Raw genomic sequence first — 1379 nt, forward strand, 5'->3', positions numbered from 1 at the left:
GGTGAGAACCTGGCGCGGATCACGGGGCCTGACGAGCGTCGCCCGTCGTGCTGCCACTGTGTGCTGGTCCTGCCGTTCGGGCAGGTCACCTGCGTGTTGTCCCAGTCGACGGTGAAGTCGTCGATGCTGTAGCCGTTGTCCGCGGCGGCCTGCCAGCCGGTGTTGGCACTGGCCGGCCCCACCAGTTCTATGCCGTGGTCACGGCGGGCGGCGACCAGATGTGCGGCGTCGATGTAGCCGGCATCGACCAGGTGGACATCCGGCAACAGGTCCCGGCGGGCGAGACCGTCGTGGATCTTGTCGGTGACCTGGACGTCGGCAGTGGCAGCGGTGGTGGTGATGACCTCGGTGATCAGGTGTGGGGCGTCGGGTTCGCAGGTCTCGGTCAGATGAACCTTGTAGCCGCACCAGGCCCGGTCGCGTTTGGCACCGTTGCGGGCGTCGGGGTCGTGGACCGAGCGGACCCGTAACTGCCCCGGCGGGCAGTCCTTCGGCTTGCGCCAGACCGTCTCACCGTCCCTGACCTGGTATTCCTGCACCCACATCTGCCGCAAGAACTCCACCACCGGAAGCTCCCGCAGCCAATCGGGTGCATCAACGGACCACACAGCTTGCAGGAGCGTCATGCCGTCATGGCCGACCTGCTCGGCCTGGCTGAGCCGGGCAGCCCAGCGGCTGGGGAACTTCGTGTCTTCCGGGCGGGCCGAGTACCGGTCGAACCACTCCGGAGGCGTCCGCTCGGCCAGCCACTGCGGAGCCGCAGCCGCCAGCGCATTCAGCGCCGCCCGCAGCGTTTCGACCACGGACTCCAGCCGGTTCACCTCCCGCACCGCCGCCAGCACATGAGTGGCGTCACTGCGCTGCCGCCCGCCGGCCTTGAGCAGCCCGGCCGCCGAAACACTCTCCAGGACCGCGTCCAGCACCCTGCCCTCGCCACCCCCGGCGATGAGCCGGCCACGGAACTCGCTCAGCACGGAGAAGTCGAAGCCCGGATCAGTGAGCTCCAGCCCGAGCGCGTACTTCCAGTCGATCCTGGACCGCACGGCGTGCGCGGCCTGTCGGTCCGACATGCCTTCGGCGAACTGCAACACCAGCACCATTGCCAACCTGCCCGGCGACGCCGCAGGCCGCCCCCGGCCCGAGAAAAGACTCGCAAACTCCGCATCGGTGAAGACCGGCCCGAGCACATCTCGCACCCGGACTGCCAAGCACCCCTTCGGGAAGGCCGCACGAGCCACCCTGACCGTCTCCTCCGGCACCTCGCCAGGCACACCAGGACGCAACGACATCCACCCACCCCAAACACAACGTCGGCCTGACCCACCAACGAGATGGATCAGGCCGACGTCACGACGAAGAGGCATTGGCCAACAGTGTCC

At 68.3% G+C, this 1379-nt stretch carries 1 protein-coding gene; it reads right to left on the minus strand.

All coding sequences use genetic code 11. The features are described from left to right. Window positions 1–1364 (minus strand): transposase (locus ACZ4LX_RS38155; RefSeq protein WP_467652012.1); only part of this gene is annotated, 1364 nt, incomplete at its 3' end. Window positions 1365–1379: the final 15 nt, after the last annotated feature.

The organism is Streptomyces sp. NPDC026062, from assembly GCF_055568375.1.